This is a genomic window from Wansuia hejianensis (genome assembly GCF_014337215.1).
Taxonomy (GTDB): Bacteria; Bacillota; Clostridia; order Lachnospirales; family Lachnospiraceae; genus Scatomonas; species Scatomonas hejianensis.
Map to the genome: position 1 here is coordinate 820,288 of NZ_CP060635.1, position 20,396 is coordinate 840,683.

A 20,396-nucleotide genomic window follows, 5' to 3' on the forward strand; every position below is an offset into this window, starting at 1 on the left:
TTACTATGAAAATGACGGTAAAGAAATTATTGTTCCTTTTGTTGGCCGGCGTATTCTTGCTGTATGGCTGCGGATCCGGGAATTATGCGAATGATACGCCCTCTGAGGAGGATTCCGGAAAAACAGCAGACGGCAGCATGAGTGCGGAGCCGGGAAACGGCGGCGGTTCAGACGATGCTGCGGAAGCCATTTGTGCGATGGTTCTCGTTGATCCGGGCGGAAATAGATATTTCATAGATGTGAATGCCGGCACCTTTTTCACCGCGCCGATTCCGGAAGAGTTTACAAATGCGGATGGAGAGATGCTGGAAGAGAGCGACCTGAGCGCAGGCGACCTGGTGGAAATCTATGGAAACGGTATCATGCTGGAGAGCTATCCGGGCCAGTATCCAGGCGTCAGCCGGATGGTGCTGGTACAGGAAGGGACGGAAGAAGACGCCAGTCAGTATCAGGAGCTGATCGATCAGGTCTACGCGGAACCTGACCCCAGCGAACTGCCTGTCATGAGCGTGGAATATACTACAAAACTGGCAGTTACGTCGATGTTGCTTTCGTCCGGTAATTATGAATGGGCTTACAGCGATGAAAATGGAGAAACCCAGCACGTGGCAGCCTGTGGCAGCCACATCCTGGAATGGGAAGAGCTGGCAGACGCCAGGCTGGAAGAACCGGCGGATCTGCGGCTGCTTCCCTCCGGTGATATGAAGTCAGTGGAGATTACCAGATGGCCGGTATCGGCATGGGAAGCCCATGACAGCAGTGCGGCCGGTGAAAAAGTGGAAGCTGCTGAAGAAGAGGGCTCGTATGTGATCAAAGCTGCGGAGCCGGGATATGTATACCTGGTTGTGGGACACTGGACAGAAGGCTATGTGGAATTTGGATTTTATACTCAATAAGTTATTTGCAGGGAATGGGCTGCCTGTGTTATAATAAGAAAGACGTTTTGCAGCAAGCTGCGGGGAATTTGTTTCTTGCTTCAGGTCTGGACTCTGATTTGAATTCTTGTCCGGCTTGCTGACTGAGAAAATAATATAGAAGGATAAGGTGTGCCTGAATTTTCAGAAGACTGCCGGAACAGATGTATGCAGATACATCTGTTTCGGCTTTTTATTTTAATAGGAAAGTTTTTCTGAAAATATTTGGGCGGAAAGGGGTTTTATGTTAGTGATGATTGACAATTATGATTCTTTTGTGTACAACCTCGCGGCTTATTTTCAGGAGCTGGGCCAGGAAATCCGTGTGGTGAGGAATGACAGGGTATCCGTAGAAGATCTGGCAGAGATGAAAAAGCTGGAAGGGCTTGTGATATCGCCGGGACCGGGGCGCCCGGAGGATGGAGGCGTATCACAGGAGGCAGTCCGCCATTTCACAGGACGAATTCCCATTTTGGGCGTTTGCCTGGGTCATCAGATTATCGGCCACGCTTTTGGAGCTGGCGTTGTTCGGGGAAGCCGGCCCATGCACGGTAAAGTGACCCGGATCTGTCACCGGGGAGAAGGGCTTTTTAAGGGCCTGCCGGAGTCTTATCCGGTCACCCGCTACCATTCCCTGATAGTGGAGAGGAGCACCGTCCCCGGGCAGCTCCGGGTAGACGCCCTGTCGGAGGATGGCGCGGTTATGGCTCTTTCCCACAGGGAATATCCGCTGTATGGCATTCAATTTCATCCGGAAGCAGTGCTGACGGAATACGGCCATGAGTTATTGGAAAATTTTATCAGAATCTGCAGAGAATGGAGGAAGGGATCATGGGGACAAAAGTTGGCAGGCTGAAGAACTATTGTCCGGCAGAGCGGTTATTCGCGGCATTCCACAGGGAGACGGCGGCTTTTTTGGATTCCTCTCTGGAAAATGCCTATGGCAGATATTCTGTCATCGGCAGGTATCCATACCTGCGGGCAGAAGAAAACCTTGGGAGGCTGAGAGTGAACGGCAGGGAAATGGATGGCACTCTTTTGGGATTTTTAAGCCGGTACCTGAAGGAGAACAGAGAAGAGAATGAAACGGGACTGCCCATGATCAGCGGAGCGGTGGGATATCTTTCTTATGATTACGGGCGAAGCTTTGAACAGATTTCTACCCGGCACGTGAAAGAACTCGACATGCCCGAAGGTCTGTTTACATTCTACGATCTCTATGTGATTGATGATCTGGAAAAAAAAGAGCTGTATATCTGTACCGGAGAGCGGCTTCATTCTTATGAATGGTATGAATCAGAGCTGTCGGAGCTGGCCGGTATGCCAGACAGGAAAATTGCCGGGGGTACAGAGCTGCCGGATGAATGCGAAAAGGGTGGCAAAGAGGCAGGCGGGGAGAGCTCTGTCTCTTCAGATTTCACGAAACAGGAATATCTGGAAGCTATTCATTCTATGATTGAATACATCAGGTCCGGCGATATTTATATCGCAAATATGACACGTCAGATAAAGGTGAAGTGCGACATAGCGCCTTATGAGGTGTTCAGATATCTGAGGCGGCATAACCCGTCGCCGTTTGGCGGGTATCTGAATGAACAGAATTTTCAGATTATCAGCGCCTCGCCGGAACGTTTTCTCCGGATACGGGCCGGAAATGTGGAGACGCGGCCGATTAAGGGAACCCGGAAGAGGGGGAAAACACAGGAAGAGGACCGGAGACTGCGGATGGAACTGGAAGCGTCAGAGAAAGACCGGAGTGAGCTTCTGATGATTGTGGATCTGGAACGGAATGATCTGAACAGAGTCTGTGAGCCGGGAAGTGTGCAGGTGACGGAATTATTTGCGGTTGAGTCTTATGCCACGGTTTTTCATCTGGTATCCACGGTGACGGGACAGCTGAAAGCCGGAAAGACGGCGGCCGATCTGATTGGGGCAGCGTTTCCGGGCGGCTCTATCACAGGGGCGCCTAAGATACGGGCGATGGAAATTATCGATGAACTGGAACACAGCAGGAGAGGCCTGTACACAGGTTCTATCGGCTATCTTTCCATGAATGGGGACTGCGACCTGAATATTGTGATCCGAACCGCGGTTCATCAGAATGGAACGTACCATTTGGGGGCGGGAGGCGGAATTACGGCGGAATCTGAGCCGGAATTTGAATATGACGAGACTTGGCAGAAAGCCAGGGCTGTTGTGGAGGCAATTACAGGAGGTGACAAAGGATGGATGGACCATTGACAGCGGACGACGGATACTGGTTTGGGCTGGGCGCCTTCGAGACAATCCGGGTGTATAGGGGAAAAGCGGTATTTCTGGAGGAACATCTGCGGCGGCTTCAGAAGGCTGCGGATTTTTTCGGGCTGTTGAGAGCAGGAGAAAAGGATGGCCGCTGGCTGGATGCTAGAAGAGAGCAGGTCCGTCGTTTCCTTCAGGAAAATCCCATGGAAAATGGAGCCTGCAAGCTGACGGTATCTGAGAAGAATATCCTGCTCACATCCCGTTTAAATGTGTATACGGAGGAGCAATATAAGAAAGGGTTTCATTTGGAGTACAGCAGTATCCGCCGGAATGAGACTTCTCCCTTTACCTATTATAAAACTCTGAACTGCGGAGAAAACATACTGGAAAAGCGCAGGGCAGTAACGGAGGGCTATGATGAACCAGTCTTTTTGAACACCCGGGGGGAGATCTGCGAAGGGGCTGCGACAAATCTGTTTTTTGTAGAAGAAGGGCGGATAATCACGCCTCCGGTCGCCTGCGGACTGCTGAACGGGATACTTCGGCAGTTCATTATGGGGCTGCGGCCAGTGGAAGAGAGAGTCATCAGGCCGGAAATGGTAGAACATTTCCAGGAAATGTTTATCACGAACTCTCTCCTGGGGGTGATGCCGGTAAGCAGACTCGGTGAGAAACAGTTTACTTCGCGTTCCTGTTGGAAATCGCTGTGCCGCCAGGTGTTTTGTGAGCAGGCGACGACAAAAGCAACAGAAGCTCCGGAAACCTTTGTAACAGCGAAGCCGAAGGGATGAACGGCTGTAAAACCCGAAGGACGCCGCACGAAATTGCAGAAGGAGTCTTCACAGAAAGTGGCTGCTATGGTATAATAAAAACTGTTGATTACGTATGAAAGCTCTGGACGGCAGCCGGGCTGGGGGCATGACTTCATGAGCCGAAGCACGGATCTCGGACGGACAGGGAAGCACGAATATCCGTTTAGTTAAGAACATCAGGAAGGAAGTAGAAAAATGCAGATATTATACAAAAGCACCAGAGGCGGAGAATCAGGAGTTCCGGCGTCCCGCGCGGTTTTGAACGGACTGTCCGGAGACGGCGGCCTTTATGTGCCGGAAGAGCTCCCGAAGCTGGAGGTACCCCTGGAAAGGCTGGCCGGAATGAGCTATCAGGATCTGGCCTACGAGGTGATGAGCCGTTTTCTGACGGATTATACGGAAGAAGAGCTGAGGCACTGCATCAACAGCGCTTATGACGCAAAATTCGATACTCCGGAGATTGCACCGCTGCGTCAGGCGGACGGAGCATATTTTCTGGAGCTGTTCCATGGTAAAACGATTGCTTTTAAGGATATGGCTCTTTCTATCCTGCCCTATCTGATGACTACGGCAGCCAGAAAAAATCATATTACCAATGAGATTGTAATACTGACAGCCACTTCCGGCGATACGGGGAAGGCTGCGATGGCTGGCTTTGCCGACGTGCCGGGAACCCGTATTATCGTATTCTATCCGAAGGACGGCGTGAGCCCGGTTCAGGAACGGCAGATGGTGACCCAGAAGGGTGAGAATACATACGTAGTTGCTATCCGCGGTAATTTTGACGACGCCCAGACCGGCGTGAAGAAGATATTTGGGAATAAGCTGTTGGAAAAGGAACTGGATCAGGCGGGCTTCCAGTTTAGTTCGGCCAATTCCATCAACATCGGAAGGCTGGTTCCCCAGGCTGCTTATTATGTATATGCTTATGCGAGCCTGCTCAGGAAGGGTGAGATCCGGCCCGGCGACCCGATCAATGTGGTAGTGCCCACCGGCAATTTCGGCAATATTCTGGCAGCTTACTATGCGAAGCAAATGGGGCTTCCCATCGGTAAGCTGATTTGTGCTTCTAATGAGAATAAAGTGCTTTACGATTTCTTTGCCACAGGCACCTATGATAAGAATCGTGAATTTATCCTGACCTCTTCACCGTCCATGGACATTCTGGTGTCCAGCAACCTGGAACGGCTGATTTACAGGATTGCCGGCGGGAACGCGGACGAGACCAAGACCCTGATGGATGCTCTTTCCAGGGGCGGCAAATATGAGATCACGCCGGAGATGAGAGATCAGCTTGCAGATTTCTATGGGAATTATGCGTCTGAAGATGAGGTCGCGGCTACAATCTCGCGCATCTATTGGGAGGACGGGTATGTTCTGGATACTCATACCGCAGTTGCGGCCGCAGTCTACGGGAAATACACAGAGGAGACCGGAGACCGGACAAAGACTGTGATCGCTTCTACCGCCAGCCCTTATAAATTTGCCAGAAGTGTGCTTCATGCAATTGACAGGGAGAAATACGACCCCATGCAGGATATGGAGCAGATCGACGCCCTGGCCGCGGTATCGGGTGTGAAGGTACCGGAAGCGATAGAAGAGATCCGCACCGCACCGGTCCGTCACCATACGGTGGCAGAGGTCGGAGGGATGGAAGCGGCTGTGAAGAAAATACTGGGGTTAACTGATTAAAAGATCAAGGGGATAAACGTCAAAAGAGGGTGCCCGCCGTGCCGCGGCAGCCTCTTCTGGCGTTTTTTGCTCAGAAAACCACGGCAGGCAATGAAAGAGCTGAGCAGCAGGCTTTCAAGGTTGATGGAGGAACGTAATGAACTGGAATACATTGTTATCGCCCCGCAGAAAGGGTGAGTACCAGAGGTCGTCGGCAGGTAAATCTTCGGATCTCCGTACAGAATTTGAAAAGGACTATCATAGAATCATAGGCAGTGCTTCTTTCCGGAGGCTTCAGGATAAGACCCAGGTATTCCCGCTGGATAAAAGTGATTTTATCAGAACACGGCTGACCCATTCCCTGGAGGTTTCCTCTCTGTCAAAATCCCTGGGGCAAAATATTGCTGAAAGCATTATACAGAAGGGGCTGGACCCGGAGTTTACGGAACAGTCCAAAAGCAACATCTGCGATATTCTTCTGTGTGCCGGGCTGATCCACGATATCGGGAATCCTCCGTTTGGACATTTCGGGGAAGAAGCGATCCGCGACTGGTTCCGGAAAAACATTCCCGTTCTGGAATTCAGAGGGAAGCCGTTAACAGAGGTTCTGACGAAACAGATGCAGCAGGATTTTTATCATTTCGAGGGCAATGCCCAGGCGCTCCGTCTGGTCAGCAAGCTGCATCTGCTGGTGAATGAATATGGCATGAATCTGACCTTTGCCCTGTTGGACACAATCATAAAATATCCGGTTCCGTCAACCGGCGTCCTGCCGGACAGCGGACGGATCTGTGAGAAGAAAATGGGCTATTTTTATGCAGAGGAAGAATTGTACCGGAAGATCGCAGACAGCTGCGGAACGTTTGGCGTGCGCCATCCGCTGACTTATATTCTGGAGGCCGCGGACGACATCGCTTACCGGACCGCCGATATTGAAGATGCATTTAAGAAGGGATTTATTTCCTACGATAGACTCACATCAGAGCTTCACAGCCATCTGGACGCCATCTATCAGGGAAAGGAGAATTATCCCCTTTCAGTGTTGGAGCATCAGTACCGGAAAGCGCTGGAACGGGGGGATAAGGAGCCGAAACGTTACGCGGTGTCGAATTTTATCATACGGATGCAGGGCTATCTGATTTACTGTGCCACCGCCGGGTTTACCGCGCATTATAGGGAAATCATGGAGGGCAGATGGGAGCATGATCTGTTTTACGGGACGGCAGCTGCGCCGATCATCAAAGCATTAGGCAATATTGCCTACGACCATGTATTTGTCTCCATGCCGATTCTGAAGCTGGAAGTTGCAGCTGGCAAAATTATCACCTATTTTCTGGACACCTTTGTCCATGCGTTTCTCAGCTATGATACAGGCCAGAAGCTGGGAATGATGGAAGGAAAGCTGATACATCTGGTATCTGATAACTACAAGCAGATCTATCATTTTTATTCCAGGAACCAGCCGGAGAATGTCAGGCTCTATCTGCGGCTGTTGCTGGTGACAGACTATATCAGCGGGATGACGGACAGCTTTGCTAAAGACCTGTATCAGCAGCTCAATGGGATAGAGTAAATTATACAGAACCATATGATTGGCTGTGCTTGTTCTGAGGTGGGGATTGTGATATAATTAACTACGTGTGGGCATGCATTATGAGGATGCCCGGTGTTTTATATTATACGGGCGGCGGCGTGGCAGCGCCGGCGGGGATCCCGGCAGAAAGGGAGAGCGGAAATGACATTAGAAGAAACGGTCCGGAGAATTACTCCGTTGGATCAGGAAGCTATGGAAGCTGCAGAGAAGCATTGGAATTCTATTGCTAAGCCTCTGCACAGCCTGGGGAAGCTGGAGGATGTGGTCGTGCAGATTGCCGGCATCCAGGGAACCTCCAGAGTGGAGATTGCCAGGAAAGCCCTGATTGTTCTCTGCGCGGATAACGGTGTGGTAGAGGAAGGAGTCACGCAGACAGGCCAGGAGGTAACGGCGCAGGTGGCGGAAAACTTTCTTCAGGAGAAAGCCACGGCAGGGATTCTCTGCCGCAGGACGGGGGCGGAGATTTTTCCTGTGGACATGGGGATCTACCGGGATACCTGCATCAGGAACTGCAAGATTGCCTATGGTACGAAGAACATGGCAAAAGAGCCTGCAATGACCAGAGATCAGGCGGTGAAGGCTCTTGAGACCGGTATCATGTTGGCTTTTGAGAAAAAAGAAGAAGGATTCCAGCTTCTGGCTACCGGCGAGATGGGTATCGGAAATACCACCTCAAGCAGCGCCATGGCTTCGGTACTGCTGAATCATCCGGTGGAAGAAATGACAGGGCGCGGCGCAGGTTTAAGCACGGCAGGTTTAAATAAGAAGATAAAGACAATCCGGCGTGCCATTGCCATGCACAAGCCAGACCGGGAAGATCCGGTGGACGTGCTTTCCAAAGTAGGGGGATTTGACATAGCCGGCATGGCAGGAGTATTCCTGGGAGGGGCGGCGGCGAAGATGCCGGTGGTCATTGACGGCTTTATATCCTGTGTGGCCGCATTGGCGGCGATCCGGATCTGTCCTACGGCAGGAGATTACATGATCGCCTCTCATGTATCCAAGGAGCCTGCTGCCCGTCTGCTGCTGGATTCTATTGGAAAAGAAGCTTTCCTGACCTGTGACATGTGTCTGGGGGAGGGCAGCGGCGCGGTGACGTTATTCCCGCTGCTGGACATGGGCCTGGAGGTATACCGGAAAATGGCTACTTTTGAAGAAAATGACATCGAAACTTATGTTCCATTGAGTTAGGAGAGACGGATGATACATGTGATAACAGGCGGTTCGGGAAGCGGTAAATCCAGATATGCGGAACAGCAGATACTGGAGCTGGGGGATAACAGGAGAGTTTATCTGGCGACCATGTGTCCGTATGATGAAGAGAGCTACCAGAGAATTGAAAGGCACAGGGCCATGCGGGCCGAGAAGAATTTTGAGACTCTGGAGTGTTATACAGACCTGGCGCGGCTGGAAATTCCGGAGGGATGTAATGTGCTGCTGGAATGCATGTCGAATCTGGTGGCGAATGAGATGTTCCAGCCCGACGCGGCCGGCATACATACGGTCAATGCCGTGCTGGACGGAGTGGTCCACCTGCGGGAGGAAGCGGATAACCTGGTGATTGTTACCAATGAGATTTTTTCCGATGGGATTTCCTACAGCAATCAGACGAGAATTTATCAGGAGTATCTGGGAGCGATCAATCAGGAAATCGCCCACATGGCCGACCGGGTAACAGAGGTGGTATACGGGATTCCCATCTCCGTGAAAGGAGCGCCATGAAAAACCTCTGGAACAGTTTTATTGTTGCGTTCTCTATGTATTCTAAGATTCCTATGCCCAGGGCTGATTGGACGAGAGAAAACATGAAATATTCCATGTGTTTTTTCCCGTGGGTAGGTCTGGCGATCGGGGCCCTGGAATTCGGATGGTTTCATCTGGCAGTTTGGCTGGGCTTTGGTACCATATTCAGAACTGCCGTGCTGGTACTCATACCTGTGCTGGTTACCGGAGGAATTCATCTGGACGGCCTTTTGGATACGGCTGATGCCATGAGTTCCTGGCGTGAAAAGGAAAGGCGGCTGGAGATTCTCAAGGATTCCCATGCGGGCGCATTTGCGGTCATCATCGGGCTCTGTTATTTTGTAATCTGCTTTGGAGCGGCCAGTGAAGTGACCAGGGAGACACTTCCGGTGCTCTGCCTGGCATTTGGAATCTCGCGAACGTTTTCCGCATTGTCTGTGGAGAATTTCCCCAATGCGAATCCGAAGGGGACAGCTGCAGTTTTCGGAAATAATTCATTGAAAAACATAGTGAACGTCACGATGGCCGTATACCTGCTTTTGTTTTTAGCGGCGGGCGTCCTGCTTAACCCGTTTCTGGGGATACTTCTAATGACGGCAGCGGCGTTTGTGTTTGTTTACCATTATCATATGGCATTGAAATATTTCGGCGGCATCACCGGGGATCTGGCAGGTTTTTTCGTCAGTCTCTGCGAGCTTGTTATGCTGCTGACAATAATAATCGGGAATAGAATTGCGGGGATGATTGGATGAAGCTTGTGATTGGCGGTGCATTTCAGGGAAAATATTATTATGCCAGAAAGACCTTTAATATCCAGGACGGATGGGTGGACGGCAATACCTGCAGCTGGGATGAGATTTTTGAATGCAGAGGGCTGCTGCATTTTCATGATTATGTGAGGAGAAGAATGCAGGCCGGGAAGGAAGTGGATGGCCTGGCCGGGGAATTGCTGGAGAAGAATCCGGATATCTGTATCCTGACGAATGAGGTGGGATACGGCGTGGTGCCCATGGAAGCCTTTGACAGGAAATACCGGGAAACTATGGGCAGGCTCTGTGAGAAGCTGGCGGCACAGTCCGGGGAAGTCCATCGGGTGATCTGCGGGATCGGGACGGTGATTAAACATGCTTAAGGTGAATATGATCCGTCATGGGAAGACTTATGGGAACAGCAGAGGGCGGTATATCGGCACGACGGATGAGCCTCTTCTCCTGGAAGAGGCGGAGGCGCTGAGACGGTATGCTTTTGAAGAGACGGACCAGGTATTTGCAAGTCCTCTGATGCGCTGTGTGCAGACGGCCGAAATTCTGTTTCCCGGGCAGGAACCCTGCCTGATTCCGGAATTTGCCGAATGCGATTTTGGGAAATTTGAGAATAAAAATTACCAGGAGCTCAGCGACAATCCGGATTATCAGAAATGGATTGACAGCGGCGGCACTCTGGGATTTCCCGGAGGGGAAAGCATGGTTGAATTCCAGGAGCGCTGTCTTGCAGGGATGGAGCGGGTGGTCGCCATGTCCTATGAGAAGGATTGGGAAGAGATAGCGCTGGTCGTACACGGAGGAACGATCATGAGCATACTAGGCGCTTACGGCTTTCCGAAACAAGATTATTTTGAATGGCACGTGAATAACGGTGAAGGATACCGGGTGCGGTTTTCACCGGAGGCTTTTTGCCGCGGCAGCCGTGAGCTGGTGGTGGACGGCAAGATCGTGCGGAGCGAAGAATAGAGGCGCGCTATGTTTGGAGAATGCCATGCGCATATCTTTATGAACGGGTTTGATTACCGGAAAGCTGTGAAGGATCACAGGGACAGGCCGGATGAGGCTGAGATCCGCCGGGCGCTGGAAGCTTACCGTACACATGGGGTGGCCTTCGTCAGAGACGGGGGCGATCACTTCGGAGCCTCCCTGTTGGCCAGAAGACTGGCTCCGGAGTACGGGATTACCTATCTGACTCCCGGTTTTGCAATCTACAGGGAGGGCCGCTACGGGAAGGTGGTGGGCCTGTCCTATGGGAATCTCCGGGAGTATGCGGCCCTGGTCAGAAGGCTGGCGGATGAAGGCGGTGATTTCGTGAAGATCATGACCACGGGAATCATGGATTTCCAGACGGACAGGGGCCTTACCAGTGAACCGCTGGAGAGAGAAGAGGTGCGTGAAATGGTGCACATCGCACATGAAGAAGGGTTTCGGGTGATGAGCCACACGAACGGTGCGAGAGCTGTGGAGATCGCAGTGGAAGCCGGGGTGGATTCCCTGGAACACGGGAACTTCCAGGACGGGGACAGCATTGCCTGTATGGCGGAGCATGAGGTGGTATGGGTGCCGACGGCCGTAACGGTCAGGAACCTGATCGGCAGCGGAAGATTTTCTGATGAGGTCCTGAAGAGTATCTGGAAGGGACTGGAAGAAAACATGCGTCTGGCCAGAAAACTGGGGGTCATGTTTGCGCTGGGCAGTGATGCCGGCGCATGCGGAGTTTTTCATGGACAGGGAATCTGTGAGGAATACCAGGCGTTTCAGGATATATTTCCGGAGGATACTGCTCTGGAACAGGGGCTGAAAGCCGGGGAAATGAGAATACGAAAGTTTGTAAGGGAGACCTGAGATGGGATTCAAGAGCGGGCTGGAAGAATGCTATGTTATTAAAAATCATAAAAAGCTGCGCTGCGGCTATACGACAGGCTCCTGTGCCGCCGCTGCCGCGAAGGCCGCGGCCTGTATGCTGCTGACTGGCAATCCTGTGGAGGAAACGGCTCTTCAGACCCCCAAAGGGATTTTACTGCATCTGCTGATTGAGGAAGGGCGGATTGAGCGGGGGCCGGACGGAAGCCCTGTCAGGGCCAGCTGTGCCGTGCGGAAGGACGGAGGAGACGATCCGGATGCGACGAATGGGATTCTTATCTGTGCTGCCGTGGAAAGAAGGCCGGAGGAAGGAATACATATTGACGGCGGAACAGGCGTGGGCAGGGTTACAAAGCCCGGCCTGAACCAGCCGGCAGGAAATGCGGCGATTAACGACACGCCGCGGAGGATGATCCGGGAAGCGGTGGAAGAAATCTGTGAAATGCATGGTTACGGGGGCGGAATGTCGGTGGTCATAAGCATTCCTGAAGGAGAAGAGATTGCCGGAAGGACCTTTAATCCCAGACTGGGGATTGTGGGCGGCCTGTCTGTCCTGGGAACCAGTGGCATTGTGATGCCGATGAGTGAAGAGGCTCTGGTAGAGAGCATCCGGACAGAGATGAAGATGCTTCATGCGGCCGGTGCCGAATATCTGGTCATCACGCCGGGGAATTATGGAGAGACTTTTTCCCGGCAGATGAAAGACATAGATCTGACTTATGAGATGAAGTGCAGTAATTACGTGGGAGAGACCATCGACATGGCTGAGGCCATGGGGATCAGGGGAATCCTGTTTATTGCCCATATTGGAAAGTTTATCAAGGTTTCCGGAGGAATTATGAATACCCATTCCAGAAACGCAGATGCCAGAGCCGAACTGATGGCGGCAGCAGCATTGCGCTCAGGCGCCGGGGCAGAGGACGCCAGAAGAATTCTGGAGACAAATACTACGGAAGAATCACTGGACATTCTGGCAGAATGCGGAGAAGTTCTCTATGGGAAAACCATGGAGGAAATCTGCCGGAGAGTACAGTTTTACCTGAATGCCAGGTGTAAAAACACCGTTAAGCTGGGTGCGGTTCTTTTTTCTTCCGTCAGGGGTAAATTAGGAGAGACAGATACTGTTCCGGAATTGATTGAACTGATAAATACACAGACAGAAAGGATAAAAAGATGAAAGCAAAGTTATATGGAGTCGGCATCGGGCCGGGTGATCCGGAACTGCTGACGCTGAAAGCGCTGCGTGTCATAAAGGAGAGCGATGTGATTGCATTGCCCGGAAGTGACCCTAAAGACACGGTGGCATATGAAATTGTGAAGAGGGCGTATCCCGGACTGGATGAAAAGGAATTACTGGCTGTGGATATGCCGATGACGAAAGATACGGAAAAGCTGGAGCAGAGCCATTCAGAAGGCGCCTCCAGAATCTGTGCCTGCCTGAAAAGCGGACGGCAGGTGGCATTTCTGACGTTGGGAGATCCAACCGTATATTCAACTTATCTGTATGTTCATAAAAAAGTCATTTCCTCCGGTTATGATGCGGAGATCATAAGCGGAATTACCTCTTTTTGTGCAGTGGCGGCACGGCTGAACATGGGGCTTGTGGAAAAAGCGGAACCCCTCCATGTGATGCCTGCCTCCTATCAGATCTCAGATGCGTTGAAGCTTCCGGGAACAAAAGTCCTGATGAAGGCAGGAAAGAAAATGAAACAGGTGAAGGAAGAGCTGAAAGAGCTGAACGCTTCCGCGGTTATGATTGAGAACTGCGGAATGCCAGATGAGAAGATCTACCGGACCGCGGATGAGATTCCTGAAAATGCCGGCTATTATTCTTTGATTATCGTAAAGGAGAGCGTATGATACATTTTGTTGGTGCCGGGGCGGGAGCTCCGGATCTGATCACCCTGCGGGGAAAGAAATATCTGGAAGAAGCTGATGTGATCATTTATGCGGGTTCCCTGGTGAATCCCCAGCTTCTGGATTACAAAAAGGAGGGCTGCAAGGTATATAATTCTGCAGTCATGACGCTGGAAGAGGTGCTGGAAGTGATGGAAGGGGCGGAAAAGGGCGGACTTACGACCGTTCGCCTGCATACGGGAGATCCCTGTCTCTACGGAGCGATCCGTGAACAAATGGATGTCCTGGAGGAAAAAGGCTTCGCATATGATTCCTGCCCCGGCGTCAGTTCCTTCTGCGGCGCTGCATCAGCACTGGATCTGGAATATACGCTGCCGGATGTGTCTCAGAGCGTAATCATCACCCGCATGGCCGGCCGGACACCAGTTCCGGACAGGGAAAGCATTGAGTCCTTCGCGGCCCACAAGGCGACGATGGTAATATTCCTGAGCACCGGCATGCTGGAGGAGCTGAGCGAACGGCTGGTAGCGGGGGGCTATCAGGCGGATACGCCGGCTGCCATCGTCTATAAAGCCACCTGGGAAGACCAGAAGACCTGTGTCTGCACCGTAGGAACTCTGGCGGAGACTGCCAGGAAGGAAAATATCACTAAGACGGCTCTGATGATTATTGGAGACGTGGTAACACACAGCCATTATGACAGATCGAAATTGTACCATCCGGAATTTACGACGGAATTCCGGGAAGGAAGCAAGTAATAGGGGAAGCACAGATGAAGATTACGGGGATTTGTTTTACAAGAGCGGGAATGGAGCTGGCAGGGAAGATCAAAGAGCTGCTGCTTCAGATACCGGTGGAGAAGGAAATAGTCACACAGTGGTTTTATAAAGGGAAGTATTTCCCGGAACAGAAGGAAACAGGATTTGAGATGATAACCGGTTCCATGAGGGACTGGGCATCCGACCGCTTCAGGGACAGTGATGGGATTATTTTTATCGGCGCCACAGGGATTGCCGTCCGGACAATCGCGCCTTATGTCAGGGATAAGCGGAAAGACCCGGCGGTACTGGTACTGGATGAAAAGGGAAAGTTCTGCATCCCGCTTTTATCCGGACATATCGGAGGCGCCAATGAACTGGCCGAATGGCTGGCTTCAAAGATCGGAAGTGTGCCCGTCATAACGACGGCCACGGATGTGAACGGCCGTTTTGCCGTAGATGTCTATGCAAAGAAAAACGATATGGTTATTTCCAATATGACCTATGCTAAAGAAGTGTCAGCTGCGCTGCTTTCCGGAGAACAGGTAGGCTTTCATACGAACTTTCCTGTAAAGGGCGAGCTTCCGGAGGGAATTGTCTGGTCGGGTGAAGCGGATCTGGGAATTTACATCAGCCCTTCTTATCACAGTGCGTATTTTGATCATACTCTCTGGCTGATTCCCAGGTGCCTGACGATTGGTATCGGCTGCCGGAAAGGCGTCAGCGCAAGGCAGATTGAGAAGCTGGTGGAAGATACTCTCAGGGACTACAGCCTGTACCCGGAAGCGATCCTTCAGGTGGCCACCATCGATCTGAAGAAGGACGAGCCGGGACTTGTGGAATTCTGCAGAAGCCGGGAACTTCCTCTGCGGACGTTTACAGCCGGGGAGTTGAAAGCGGTGCCGGGGAATTTTTCCAGCTCCGGATTTGTAGCTGATATTACCGGTGTTGACAACGTCTGTGAACGGAGTGCCGTCCTCGCGGGAGGCGGCAAATTAATCATTAAAAAGGTGAGCGGAGACGGCGTGACCTGCGCCGTCACCCTCCAGAACAGGAGCGTGGAATTTTGAATAAAATATATGTGGTGGGAATCGGCCCCGGCGCCTATGAAAAGATGACGGTTGAGGCGGCGGAGGCCCTGAAAAAAAGTGATATGATTATCGGATATACCGTATATGTGGATCTGGTAAAAGATCATTTTCCGGATAAATCATTTCTGACGACGCCCATGACGAAGGAAGTGGACCGCTGTGTGCTGGCCTTTGAGGAAGCCAAAAAGGGCCATGTGGTCTCCATGATCTGCAGCGGAGATGCCGGCGTCTACGGCATGGCTGGTTTGATGTATGAGGTGGGTGAGCAATATCCGGAGGTGGAGCTTACTATCATTCCGGGAGTGACGGCGGCGACAGGCGGCGCTGCTGTGCTAGGTGCGCCCCTGATCCATGATTTCTGCCTGATCAGCCTGAGCGATCTGCTGACCCCCTGGGAGAAGATCGAAAAGCGGCTTCTGAACGCCGCGGAGGCGGACTTTGTGATCTGCCTGTACAATCCTTCCAGCAGGAAACGTCATGACTATCTGGCGAAGGCCTGTGACCTGGTGCTGCGTTACAAGAGTGAGGATACCGTCTGCGGCATTGTGGAGAATATCGGGCGGGACGGTGAAGGATACCGGGTGATGTCTCTGAGGAAGCTGAGAGATACAGAGGTGGATATGTTCACCACGGTATTTATCGGCAACGCCCAGACGAAAGAGATCGCAGGGAAAATGGTAACGCCGCGGGGATATCGGGATGTATGAGGTTTTGCTTTTTGCCGGGACGGCAGAAGGAAGAAAAATAGCGGAATATATGGAAGAGCAGGGTATCAGGGCTCTGGTTTTTGTGGCTACGGAATATGGGGAGAGCCTGATCTCTTCCGGCCCTTCTCTTCAGGTGGAGTGGGGACGGCTTTCGGAAGCCGGAATGGAGGAGAAGATGGAGGCCAGCCCCGGCGCGCTGGTGATCGACGCCACCCATCCCTATGCGGCGGAGGTCACAGAGAATATCCGGACGGCCTGCCGGAAGACTGGAAGAAAGTATATCCGTGTCCTGAGGAAAAGTCAGGTCTCAGAGGAATGCGAGGCGGTATTTGTCGAAAGCCCCTCTGAGGCGGCGGATTACCTTTCAGGGCAGGAAGGAAGAATTCTGCTGACCACGGGCAGTAAGGAGTTGAAGGCGTTTACAGCCATTCCGGGCTATCGCGAGAGGGTTTACGCGAGAGTGCTTTCACTGCCTCAGGTTGTGGCGGAATGTTCAGAGCTGGGATTCCAGGGAAAACATCTGATCTGCATGCAGGGCCCATTTTCTAAGGAAATGAATTGTGCTCTGATCCGCCAGACAGGCGCCAGGTTCCTTGTGACGAAGGATACAGGCGCTGCCGGAGGATTTCTGGAAAAAGAAGAAGCTGCCAAAAGCTGCGGGTGCCGGCTGGTGATCATCGGAAGGCCGATGCAGGAGGAGGGGATTTCCCTTGAAGAATGCCTGGAACTGCTGGGGAGCCGTCCGGCTTCCGGGCAATCGGACGCTCTGGCGGCGGCTGTGCGTGAGCCCGGCACAGAACATATGGCGGTGATCCGGAACACTGCTGCGGCAGAACCTGAAGCGGAGATCGCTCTGGTGGGTATCGGCATGGGCGGCGCTGCCGGAGCAACCATGACTGTCGAGGCGAGGGAATACTGTGAGGGCGCAGAGCTTCTGATCGGGGCGAAGAGGATGGTGCAGGCCGTGGCGCGGCCAGGCCAGGAGATATTTGAGGAATACAGGGCGGAGGAGACCGCAGCGATCATCAGGAACCATTCCGGCTGCCGCAGGATCGCCGTTCTGCTGTCCGGAGACGTGGGCTTTTACAGCGGAGCGAAAAAGCTTTTGGCCCTGCTGCCGGAGAGTGCGCGGCTCATTCCGGGGATTGGCTCCCTGGTTTATTTCTGTGCGAAGCTGAAAACAGCCTGGGAGGATGTTACGATCACCAGCAATCACGGCAGGCACAGCAATCTGGTAGGCCTGTGCAACCGGAACAGAAAAGTTTTTTCTCTTATGGGAAAAGGAGAGGATATCCGCAGCCTCTGCCGGAAATTCCGTGATTATGGGATGAACGGGCTGACGGTTCATGTGGGTGAAAACCTGAGCTATCCGGAAGAACGGATTACAACGGGTAATCCCGGGGATTTCCTGGATTTTACCGGAGATTCTTTAAGTGTGATCCTGGTGGAAAACCCGGAACCGGAGCTTTTGGTAACTCACGGGATTCCTGATGAAGCTTTTCTGAGAGATAAGGTTCCCATGACGAAGGAAGAGGTTCGGGAGATTTCTGTGAGCAAGCTGCAGCTGACAAAAGACTCTGTCGTCTATGATGTGGGCGCCGGAAGCGGGTCTGTCTCCGTAGAGATGGCGCGGCAGTCTCTGGAAGGACAGGTGTTTGCCGTGGAGAAGAATCCTGTTGCCGTAGAGCTGTTGTATGCCAACAGGCGCAGATTCCGGGCGGATAACCTGACGGTGGTCGAGGGCCTGGCGCCGGAGGCTCTGGTGGAACTGCCCGCGCCTACGCACGCGTTTATCGGAGGGTCTTCGGGGAATCTGAAAGAGATTCTGGAGCTTTTGCTCTCTAAGAATCCGAACATACGGGTAGTCATTAACGCGATTACTCTTGAGACGCTGTCAGAGTCGCTGGAGGCATTGAAAGCGCTGGGATTTGCCGGGGAAGATATAGCGTCAGTGTCCGTTGCGAAATCCAGGACAGCCGGACGCTATCACATGATGATGGGCCAGAATCCGGTTTACGTGATTGCGGCTGTGGGGACGGGAGGTGGCGGACATGAAGCTTGACCGCATCCTGATTACTGCTCCCTCCAGCGGAAGCGGCAAAACATTGGTTACCTGTGGCCTGTTGGGGATCCTGAAAAAGAGGGGGCTGAAAACGGCTTCTTTTAAATGTGGTCCCGATTTTATTGATCCGATGTTCCATACAAAGGTGATCGGCACGAAGAGCCGGAACCTGGACACGTTCTTTGCAGGCGATGAAGTGACCAGGATGCTTCTGCGGAAAAATGGGGCGGATTGTGACATTGCCGTCATGGAGGGCGTGATGGGGTACTATGACGGCCTTTCAGAGAACAGCTCCAGGGCCGGAGCCAGTGACCTGGCACAGGTGACGGATACTCCGGTGCTGTTGGTGGTGAATGCGGCTGCAGCCAGCCGGTCGATCTTGCCTCTCATCAAGGGATTTCTGGATTTTCAGGAAAAGCCCTGCATCAAAGGCGTGATCCTGAACCGGATTTCTCCGATGCTGTATCCGAGAATGAAAAAGGTAATTGAAGAAGAACTGAAGGTGCAGGTCGTGGGATATCTGCCTGTGCTGAAGGACTGTGTGCTGGAAAGCAGGCATTTAGGGCTGCTGATGCCGGATGAGATCGCTTCGGTCCGGGAAAAACTGGAGCTATTGAGCGGGGAGCTGGATCATACGCTGGACGTGGATGCGATCCTTGAGATCGCCCATGGAGCGAGGGAGCTTCCGGAAGAGGCGGACCTGAAACTGCCTGCCTGCAGAATTCCGCTGAAGATCGGTCTGGCAAGAGATGAAGCCTTCTGTTTTTTCTATGAAGATAATCTGGCCATGCTGCGGGAAATGGGAGCTGAGCTGGTAGAATTTTCACCCGTTCATGACCGGGAACTGCCGGAGGGGCTGGACGGCCTGCTGCTTCATGGAGGGTATCCCGAGCTGTATGCGTCAGCGTTAAGCGAGAACAGGTCCATGCTTGCCTCTATACGGAAGGCGCTGGAAAAGGGGCTTCCCTGTATGGCAGAGTGCGGAGGATTTCTGTATCTGCATGAGGTGCTGAGGGATATGGAGGGCAGAGAATGGCCCATGGTGGGGGCAGTCCCGGGAAAAGCATACTATACCGGACACCTGACCAGATTTGGATACATCACCCTTTCGGAGGGAAAGGTGTTCGGCAGAGAGGTCGGGGACATCCGTTCCCATGAATTCCACTACTTTGAATCCGAACATGCAGGAGAAGCTTTCCTGGCCAGCAAGCCGTCGGGAAAAAGGAGCTGGCGCTGCATACGCAGCGGAAGCAGCCTGTTTGCGGGTTTTCCCCATCTGTATTATTACGCGAATCCGGAAGTGCCGAAGGCGTTTCTGGAGTGCTGTGTGGAAAGGAAAAGCGATGTTTGACTATATTCTTCCGGCGGTAGCGCTGGGTTTTCTTCTGGATCTGATTTTCGGAGATCCGGTGTGGCTGTATCATCCGGTGCGCATCATCGGCAAGCTGATTACTCTTTTTGAAAAACTGCTTCGCCGCCTGTTCCCGGATACCAGAGCCGGCCAGAGGACAGCGGGTGTTTTTCTGGTACTGTTCGTGACGGGGATCAGCACGGCGGTTCCGGCGCTGGTCCTGCACTGGCTGTATCAGGTTCAGGTATGGGCCGGGTTTGCTGTTGAGACTTTCTGGTGTTACCAGCTACTGGCCGTCAAAGCGCTGAGGGTAGAAAGCATGAGAGTGTATTCTGCAGTGAAGGAGGGGGATCTCCCGAAGGCCAGGTACGCTGTTTCTATGATTGTCGGAAGGGATACAGACTGTTTGGACGCCCAGGGAGTGACGAAGGCTGCAGTGGAGACCGTGGCGGAAAACTCCTCGGACGGAGTGGTGGCCCCTCTGTTGTTTCTGATGATTGGCGGAGCTGCCGGGGGATTCTTTTACAAGTCTATTAACACCATGGATTCAATGGTGGGCTATAAAAATGATAAATACAGGTATTTTGGAACTTTTGCGGCAAAGCTGGATGATGTGGTGAATTTTTTTCCGGCGAGGATTGCAGGGGGGCTCATGATTTTGGCCGGATATCTCTGGGGTTTTGACGGAAAAAACGCAGCCAGGATCTACCGGAGGGACAAGAAGAACCACGAGAGTCCCAATTCCGCCCATACGGAAGCAGTGATGGCGGGGGCGCTGGATATCCAGCTGGCGGGAGACGCCTGGTATTTCGGAGAACTCCACAGGAAGCCTACGCTGGGTGATCCGATCCGCCCGGTAGAACCGGAAGACATCCCCCGTTCTAACCGGCTGATGGTTGGGACGGCCTTCCTGGCCCTTGTGGCGGGAGCGGTTTTGAGAGCTATTGTGGTACTGTGTGTCTCATGAT

Annotated in this window: 20 protein-coding genes; all 20 read left to right on the top strand. The window is 52.6% G+C overall.

The features are described from left to right. Positions 1-5 precede the first annotated feature (5 nt). The 20 genes from H9Q79_RS03830 (at position 6) to cbiB (ending at position 20,395) form a co-directional block, all read left to right on the top strand. The gene (locus H9Q79_RS03830; protein WP_118642613.1) at positions 6-896 is read left to right on the top strand and encodes a hypothetical protein; all 891 of its coding nucleotides are present in this window, start codon (positions 6-8) and stop codon (positions 894-896) included. Between the two features lie 262 nt (positions 897-1,158). Next, a complete protein-coding gene (locus tag H9Q79_RS03835; protein ID WP_118642615.1) occupies positions 1,159-1,770 on the top strand; it encodes an anthranilate synthase component II in 612 nt (203 codons plus the stop codon). After that, positions 1,746-3,155, top strand: coding sequence for an aminodeoxychorismate synthase component I (gene pabB / locus H9Q79_RS03840; RefSeq protein WP_249329217.1), 1,410 nt, complete (start codon positions 1,746-1,748; stop codon positions 3,153-3,155). The genes H9Q79_RS03835 and pabB overlap by 25 nt, the downstream gene beginning before the upstream one ends. After that, entirely contained in the window at positions 3,140-3,946 is an 807-nt protein-coding gene (locus tag H9Q79_RS03845) for an aminotransferase class IV (RefSeq protein WP_118642617.1), read from the top strand. The genes pabB and H9Q79_RS03845 overlap by 16 nt, the downstream gene beginning before the upstream one ends. A 216-nt stretch (positions 3,947-4,162) precedes the next feature. After that, on the top strand, positions 4,163-5,659 hold the full coding sequence (gene thrC / locus H9Q79_RS03850; RefSeq protein WP_249329218.1) for a threonine synthase: 1,497 nt from the start codon (positions 4,163-4,165) through the stop codon (positions 5,657-5,659). Between the two features lie 136 nt (positions 5,660-5,795). Next, positions 5,796-7,211 carry a deoxyguanosinetriphosphate triphosphohydrolase gene (locus H9Q79_RS03855; protein WP_249329219.1) on the top strand — a complete coding sequence of 472 codons (1,416 nt, stop codon included), beginning with the start codon at positions 5,796-5,798 and terminating at the stop codon, positions 7,209-7,211. Between the two features lie 162 nt (positions 7,212-7,373). Next, entirely contained in the window at positions 7,374-8,423 is a 1,050-nt protein-coding gene (gene cobT / locus H9Q79_RS03860; protein ID WP_249329220.1) for a nicotinate-nucleotide--dimethylbenzimidazole phosphoribosyltransferase, read from the top strand. Positions 8,424-8,432: 9 nt separating this feature from the next. Continuing rightward, the gene (locus tag H9Q79_RS03865) at positions 8,433-8,954 is read left to right on the top strand and encodes a bifunctional adenosylcobinamide kinase/adenosylcobinamide-phosphate guanylyltransferase (RefSeq protein ID WP_118642620.1); all 522 of its coding nucleotides are present in this window, start codon (positions 8,433-8,435) and stop codon (positions 8,952-8,954) included. Between the two features lie 83 nt (positions 8,955-9,037). Further along, positions 9,038-9,727: an adenosylcobinamide-GDP ribazoletransferase gene (locus tag H9Q79_RS03870; RefSeq protein WP_249329221.1), complete on the top strand. Its 690-nt coding sequence runs from the start codon at positions 9,038-9,040 to the stop codon at positions 9,725-9,727. Next, positions 9,724-10,107: a bifunctional adenosylcobinamide kinase/adenosylcobinamide-phosphate guanylyltransferase gene (locus H9Q79_RS03875; RefSeq protein WP_249329222.1), complete on the top strand. Its 384-nt coding sequence runs from the start codon at positions 9,724-9,726 to the stop codon at positions 10,105-10,107. Before H9Q79_RS03870 ends, H9Q79_RS03875 begins: the two co-directional genes overlap by 4 nt. Then, complete coding sequence (locus H9Q79_RS03880; protein ID WP_249329223.1) at positions 10,100-10,705, top strand: histidine phosphatase family protein; 606 nt, start codon at positions 10,100-10,102, stop codon at positions 10,703-10,705. The genes H9Q79_RS03875 and H9Q79_RS03880 overlap by 8 nt, the downstream gene beginning before the upstream one ends. 9 nt (positions 10,706-10,714) lie before the next feature. Beyond that, positions 10,715-11,584, top strand: a complete 870-nt coding sequence (locus H9Q79_RS03885; protein ID WP_249329224.1) for an amidohydrolase family protein — start codon at positions 10,715-10,717, stop codon at positions 11,582-11,584. A gap of 1 nt (position 11,585) precedes the next feature. Next, positions 11,586-12,779, top strand: coding sequence for a cobalt-precorrin-5B (C(1))-methyltransferase CbiD (cbiD, locus tag H9Q79_RS03890; protein WP_118642628.1), 1,194 nt, complete (start codon positions 11,586-11,588; stop codon positions 12,777-12,779). Continuing rightward, positions 12,776-13,462: a precorrin-2 C(20)-methyltransferase gene (cobI, locus tag H9Q79_RS03895; RefSeq protein ID WP_118642630.1), complete on the top strand. Its 687-nt coding sequence runs from the start codon at positions 12,776-12,778 to the stop codon at positions 13,460-13,462. Before cbiD ends, cobI begins: the two co-directional genes overlap by 4 nt. Next, complete coding sequence (cobM, locus tag H9Q79_RS03900) at positions 13,459-14,217, top strand: precorrin-4 C(11)-methyltransferase (RefSeq protein WP_118642632.1); 759 nt, start codon at positions 13,459-13,461, stop codon at positions 14,215-14,217. The genes cobI and cobM overlap by 4 nt, the downstream gene beginning before the upstream one ends. Before the next feature lie 14 nt (positions 14,218-14,231). Beyond that, positions 14,232-15,287: a cobalt-precorrin 5A hydrolase gene (locus tag H9Q79_RS03905; RefSeq protein WP_118642634.1), complete on the top strand. Its 1,056-nt coding sequence runs from the start codon at positions 14,232-14,234 to the stop codon at positions 15,285-15,287. Beyond that, the gene (cobJ, locus tag H9Q79_RS03910) at positions 15,284-16,015 is read left to right on the top strand and encodes a precorrin-3B C(17)-methyltransferase (protein WP_118642636.1); all 732 of its coding nucleotides are present in this window, start codon (positions 15,284-15,286) and stop codon (positions 16,013-16,015) included. The genes H9Q79_RS03905 and cobJ overlap by 4 nt, the downstream gene beginning before the upstream one ends. Then, positions 16,008-18,077 carry a precorrin-6A reductase gene (cobK, locus tag H9Q79_RS03915; RefSeq protein WP_249329225.1) on the top strand — a complete coding sequence of 690 codons (2,070 nt, stop codon included), beginning with the start codon at positions 16,008-16,010 and terminating at the stop codon, positions 18,075-18,077. Before cobJ ends, cobK begins: the two co-directional genes overlap by 8 nt. Next, positions 18,067-19,428 carry a cobyrinic acid a,c-diamide synthase CobB gene (locus tag H9Q79_RS03920; protein ID WP_118642638.1) on the top strand — a complete coding sequence of 454 codons (1,362 nt, stop codon included), beginning with the start codon at positions 18,067-18,069 and terminating at the stop codon, positions 19,426-19,428. Before cobK ends, H9Q79_RS03920 begins: the two co-directional genes overlap by 11 nt. After that, the gene (gene cbiB, locus H9Q79_RS03925) at positions 19,421-20,395 is read left to right on the top strand and encodes an adenosylcobinamide-phosphate synthase CbiB (RefSeq protein ID WP_118642640.1); all 975 of its coding nucleotides are present in this window, start codon (positions 19,421-19,423) and stop codon (positions 20,393-20,395) included. Before H9Q79_RS03920 ends, cbiB begins: the two co-directional genes overlap by 8 nt. Position 20,396: the final 1 nt, after the last annotated feature.